The sequence below is a fragment of the Polynucleobacter sp. 39-46-10 genome, from assembly GCF_002282275.1.
In genome coordinates, this window is the sequence record NZ_NCJB01000134.1 from 1 (window position 1) to 5998 (window position 5998).

The 5998-nt window shown below is 46.9% G+C and carries 6 protein-coding genes; 5 read left to right on the plus strand and 1 reads right to left on the minus strand.

Features of this window, described 5'->3' with window-relative positions; genetic code table 11:
- The first annotated feature begins 34 nt into the window (after positions 1-34).
- The 5 genes from smpB (at position 35) to B7X71_RS10680 (ending at position 4803) form a co-directional block, all read left to right on the plus strand.
- Complete coding sequence (gene smpB, locus B7X71_RS10660) at positions 35-487, plus strand: SsrA-binding protein SmpB (protein WP_015421400.1); 453 nt, start codon at positions 35-37, stop codon at positions 485-487.
- Positions 488-606: 119 nt separating this feature from the next.
- Positions 607-2019, plus strand: a complete 1413-nt coding sequence (locus B7X71_RS10665) for a circularly permuted type 2 ATP-grasp protein (protein WP_293597332.1) — start codon at positions 607-609, stop codon at positions 2017-2019.
- A gap of 15 nt (positions 2020-2034) precedes the next feature.
- Positions 2035-3042: an alpha-E domain-containing protein gene (locus B7X71_RS10670; protein ID WP_293597333.1), complete on the plus strand. Its 1008-nt coding sequence runs from the start codon at positions 2035-2037 to the stop codon at positions 3040-3042.
- 8 nt (positions 3043-3050) lie between these two features.
- Positions 3051-3848, plus strand: coding sequence for a transglutaminase family protein (locus tag B7X71_RS10675; RefSeq protein ID WP_293597334.1), 798 nt, complete (start codon positions 3051-3053; stop codon positions 3846-3848).
- Positions 3849-3909: 61 nt separating this feature from the next.
- A complete protein-coding gene (locus B7X71_RS10680; protein WP_293597335.1) occupies positions 3910-4803 on the plus strand; it encodes a proteasome-type protease in 894 nt (297 codons plus the stop codon).
- An 84-nt stretch (positions 4804-4887) separates the two neighbouring features.
- Here the strand turns inward: B7X71_RS10680 and B7X71_RS10685 are convergent.
- Positions 4888-5998: putative PEP-binding protein (locus B7X71_RS10685; RefSeq protein WP_293600722.1), on the minus strand; the 1111-nt coding region annotated here is incomplete at its 5' end.

The following is a 5998-nucleotide window of genomic DNA, read 5'->3' on the forward strand; positions in this document are numbered from 1 at the left end:
TCTGCCATAATCGATCTTGAGAAGCTAAATAAATATGAGTATCGTCGATAACAAAAAAGCCTTCTTCGATTATTTTATCGAGGAACGGTTCGAGGCAGGACTGGTTCTGGAAGGCTGGGAAGTAAAAGCCATTCGTGCTGGTCGAGTCCACATTAAAGAAGCGTATGTTGTCATCCGTCGGGCGGAGCTATTCCTGATTGGCTGTCACATCACCCCACTCCTATCGGCTTCTACCCATATTGTTCCCGACAGTACCCGTACCCGCAAACTCCTGCTCAATGCAATTGAAATTAAAAAGCTCATCGGCAAAGTTGAGCAAAAGGGCTACACCCTCGTCCCATTAAATCTGCATTTTTCCAAAGGCAATGTGAAGTGTGAGATTGGGCTAGCCCGAGGCAAGAAACAGCACGACAAACGCGCAGCAACTAAAGAGCGTGAATGGGAAGTCCAAAAGGGAAGAATTGCTAGGGGCGATCTCAACGCTTAATTGGATAAACAAGTCCATAGCTATTAAAGTGCAGAATTAATGCACCAATAAAGTGCATAGAGCACCAAGCTGCTCCATCCCTCAGTTTTTTAAACACCCAAAGGCGTTATTTTGTAACTATGAAATTGCCTTTTGATGAAATGCTCGACGCCAGCGGAAAAGCGCGTCCCCATTACCAAGTCTTCCATAACTGGCTAAAGCAGCAGAGCGATACCCTCATGGGTCTCAAGCGCGCAGAGGCCGATCTCATCTTCCGACGAGTGGGCATTACCTTTGCGGTCTATGGAGATGATCTTGGATCCGAGAGAACCATCCCCTTCGATCAAGTCCCGCGCATCTTTACTGCCAAAGAATGGGAGCAATTAGAGGCTGGCTTACGTCAACGGGTTAAAGCGCTTAATCGCTTCATTTATGACGTCTACCACCAAGAAGAAATTATCAAAGCCGGAATCATTCCTGCCGAGCAGATTTATAACAACGCGCAATATCGTCCGGAGATGCGTAACGTCAATGTTCCACGAGACATCTACGCCCAGATCGCCGGAATCGATATCGTGCGTGCTGGTGAAGGCGAGTTCTACGTTCTAGAAGACAACTTGCGCGTTCCCTCTGGCGTTTCTTATATGGTGGAGGATCGCAAAATGATGATGCGACTCTTCCCAGATCTGTTTCAAAAATATCGGGTTGCACCTGTCGAGCACTATCCGGATTTTTTATTGGAGTGCTTAAAGTCTGTCAAACCAGATGACATCAAGAAACCCAATGTCGTAGTACTCACACCAGGCATGTACAACTCCGCTTATTTTGAGCATAGCTATTTGGCTCAGCAAATGGGTGTTGAATTGGTTGAGGGCAAAGATTTGTTTGTGAAGAATGAGCAAGTCTTTATGCGTACTACCCAAGGCCCTGAACGTGTGGATGTAATTTATCGCCGCGTTGATGATGATTTCCTGGATCCACTTGCATTCCGCTCCGATTCAACATTAGGCGTTGCTGGATTACTCTCTGCGCATCGCGCGGGTAATGTGACTTTAGCCAACGCAATTGGTACCGGTATTGCGGATGACAAGTCTATCTACCCTTACGTACCTGACATGATTGAGTTCTACTTGGGTGAGAAACCCATTCTTAACAATGTGCCAACCTTCCAATGTCGCAAGCCAGACGATCTTGCCTACACCTTAGCCAATTTAGAAAAATTGGTGGTGAAGTTAACGCATGGTGCTGGTGGCTATGGCATGTTGGTTGGGCCAGCATCCACCAAAGCAGAGATTGAAGAATTCCGAGGGCATCTGATTGCCAATCCAGATAAATACATCGCGCAGCCAACACTGGCATTGTCTACCTGCCCGACTTTTGTTGAATCTGGCGTTGCACCCCGCCATATTGATTTGCGCCCATTTGTTTTGTCCGGCAAAACAATCAAGATGGTTCCAGGCGGCCTTACACGGGTCGCCCTTAAAGAAGGTTCTTTAGTCGTGAACTCCTCGCAAGGTGGCGGTACCAAGGACACTTGGGTTCTAGAAGAATAAAAGGGATAAGTACATATGTTGAGTCGTACCGCTGATTGCCTTTACTGGATGGCCCGCTATACAGAGCGAGCAGAAAACACTGCACGTATGTTGGATGTCAACCACCAAACCTCCCTACTCCCACAGCCCGCAGAATTTTTAGAGCAAAGCTGGAAGAAGTTGCTCACGATTTCCAAGCTAGAAGAATCGTTCTTGATGAAATACGATGTGGTGACTCGTGAGAATGTATTGGATTTCATGATTTATGAAACTAGCAATCCTTCCAGCATTGTGTCCTGCTTATTTGCCGCTCGTGAGAATGCCCGCGTTATTCGGGGAAAAATTACCTCTGAAGCATGGGAAACCCAGAACACCACTTGGCTGGAGTTGCAACGCATTCTAGAGGCCCGTAATCAAGCTGACCCCAGTAGATTACTAGAATGGGTGAAGCATCGCTGTCACCTATTTAGGGGCGTCATGCATGGCACCATGCTCAAGAATGAAGCTTTCTACTTTATGAATGTCGGTACCCTGCTGGAGAGAGCCGATAACACTGCGCGTATCTTAGAAACTAAATATGAAGGTCAGGCTGCGCTAAAGGTATTGCGCACTGACAAAAAAGGTAAAGCAGTTGAGGGTGAGGTCGCTGAAGTGATTGATGGGGCTGATGGCGACTTCTTTGATTTTTATCACTGGGCTGCCCTCCTGCGCTCTGTATCTGCTTTTGAGATCTATCGGCAGATCTATTCTGATCAAGTCACTCCTAAGCAAGTAGCACAACTCCTCATATTTAATAAGCAAATGCCGCGCTCATTAGTGTGCTGCGTCAATGAGCTCATTCCCCTGATTGCAGAGATGAAGAATCAGCAATCCAAAGAAATTGAACGCCTGCTTGGCAAGCTCAAGGCAAGCCTAGACTATTCCGATATTGATGAGGTCTTCTCGCAAGGCTTGGAGGAGTTCATTGAAGAGTTCTTAGAGCGCATCAATCATATTGCTGATGAATTCAGTAATGCCTACCTCATACCATTAGCCGTAGCTTAAAGATCACCATGCACCTGAAGATTCGTCACCGCACAGAATACCGTTATGAAACGCCAGTGCGTTACTCCATTCAAGAGTTACGTCTCACGCCTCCTGATGTAGCTGGTCAAACTATTGAAAAGTGGAAAGTCAGCACGCCGATTAAGGCAAGCACATCACTCGACGCCTTTGGAAATCTGTACAGTGTTTTTGTTCAAGAGAGCTCATACACCTCAATGATGATTGAGGCTGAAGGTGAGGTTCATACTGAAGCAGCCTTTGAGTTTAGGGATGATGCCAAGGCAGTCTCTCCCTATCACCTCCTACAGCAAACTAATTTAACCGAACCGACTGTAGAAATGCTGGAGTATTTTTCAGCCTCTCTGCCCAAGACAAATTCGATTGATAAGGTTCTAGAATTAGCGGCAGCAGTTCAAGGAACTATTTTGTATTTCCCAGGGCAAACGAGTTCAGCAACCACCGCCGCTCAATCTTTTGCCATGAAATCCGGTGTTTGCCAAGATCATGCACACATCATGCTCGGCCTGTGTCGCGTCTCGGGCATCCCGGCTCGCTATGTCAGCGGATACTTTTTTGCTGAGGATTCACCAAACCTGGCAAGCCATGCCTGGATTGATTTCTGCGCAGATATCGATAAAGGGCTTTGGCTTAGTATCGATATTACCAACGCTTGCTTTACTGATGCCCGCCACGTTCGCCTGGCGATTGGCAGAGATTACTACTCAGCGGCACCGGTTAAGGGTGTTCGCTCTGGCGGAGGTGGTGAAGAGTTAAGCGCCAGCATATCGATTATCGAAGTCAAGTAAAGCAGCCCTTCATAAAGCCAAGTAAGAGATAATTCAAAGAAATAATTAAAGGGGCTGCAGGATGACGTATTGCGTTGGGCTTTGCCTAAAAGATGGCTTGGTATTTTTATCTGACACTCGCACCAATGCGGGCGTTGATCAAATTGGCACCTTCAGAAAGATGTCTTTATTCCAAAAGGATAAAGATCGATTTTTTACTCTCATGAGCGCCGGCAACCTTGCCATTACTCAAGCGGTTAAAGAAATCTTGCTACAAGGCGAGCTCCTCAATGGGAAAAATCTCTGGAATGTCGAAAGCACTCACGATGCAGCTGCTGTCATTGGTGATGCCATCAAACAGGTTTACGACCGAGATCACAAGTCACTAGAAAAGGCAGGCATTGATTTCAATTGCAATCTGATCTTTGGTGGGCAGATTAAGGGTGAGCGCCCAAGGCTCTTCAATATCTATTCGGCCGGTAACTTTATTGAGGCTACGCCTGAGACTTGTTACTTCCAAATCGGAGAGTCTAAATACGGCAAGCCAATCTTAGACAGGGTCATTACCTTTGACACTCCGCTCAATTTAGCCACTAAGTGCGCCCTAATCTCCATGGACTCCACTCTAAACAGCAATATTTCTGTTGGCTTGCCGCTAGATTTATTGGTTTATGAAAAGAATTCATTACAGGCTAGCAAGTTGGTCACCATGGATGAGTCTAACCCCTACTTCCAAATGATTCACCAGTTGTGGGGCGAGAAATTACGCTCTGCATTTAACTCGATTGCAGAACCTAGCTGGTCTGGTACAACTCCTTCGCGCTCGATTGCATCACCCGCTAAGAAGATGGGTGCAGTACCGATTCATCGCAATAGCAACGCCGTAAAGAAGGCGGCTGCGCCTGCTAAGACAACTGCCAAGACAACTGCTAAATCCATCCCTAAGAAAAAAGTAGTGGCAAAAGCGAAGCGCTAGTTCGCTTACTCACCACAAAACAAAAGGCCTAGATTTGCATCTAGGCCTTTTTACATCTCGCTAGTAATAATTAGCGAGGGTAAGTTACGCTTCTTTCTTGCCCAACATTTCCCAAGTAGCTACAACGCTATCCGGATTGAGGGAGATTGAAGTAATGCCCTTGGCAACCAACCAACGTGCAAAGTCTGGGTGGTCTGAAGGACCTTGACCGCAAATACCAACGTATTTGTTTTGCTTACGGCAAGCATCAATAGAGCGGGCAATCATGAACTCAACTGCAGGATCGCGCTCATCAAAGTCAATTGCCAATAATTCCATACCGGAGTCACGATCCAGACCCAGCGTTAACTGAGTCATATCGTTTGAACCGATTGAGAATCCATCAAAATGCTCAAGGAATTGATCAGCCAAAATCGCATTGGAAGGAATCTCGCACATCATGATCAGACGCAGGCCATTAACGCCACGCTTGAGACCAAACTTCGCCATCATGTCGATCACGCGCTCAGCTTGCTTAATGGTGCGGACAAACGGCACCATGATCTCAACGTTATCCAGGCCCATGTCCTCACGAACACGCTTCATCGCAGCGCACTCTAAGGCAAAGGCTTCACCAAAATCTGCTGATACGTAACGGGATGCGCCACGGAAACCAAGCATTGGATTCTCTTCGTCCGGCTCATAGCGTGAACCACCGATGAGTTTCTTATACTCGTTTGACTTAAAGTCAGATAAACGCACAATCACAGGCTTTGGATAGAAAGCAGCAGCAATCGTTGCTACACCCTCAACCAATTTATCCTCGTAGAACTGACGTGGGCTTGCATAGCCACGAGCGACGCTTTCTACAGCGCGCTTGAGATCAGGATCAATGTTTGGGTACTCCAATACAGCACGGGGATGCACACCAATGTAGTTATTGATGATGAACTCGAGGCGAGCCAAACCAACACCAGCGTTTGGGATTTGGCAGAAATCAAAGGCTAACTGAGGATTACCAATATTCATGGTGATCTTCACCGGAATTTCTGGCAATACGCCACGAGAAACCTCAGTCACTTCAGTTTCAATCAGACCATCGTAAATATGACCTTCGTCGCCTTCTGCACAAGAGACAGTAACCATCATGCCATCTTGCAGATGCTCAGTCGCATCACCACAACCCACCACCGCAGGAACACCTAACTCACGGGCA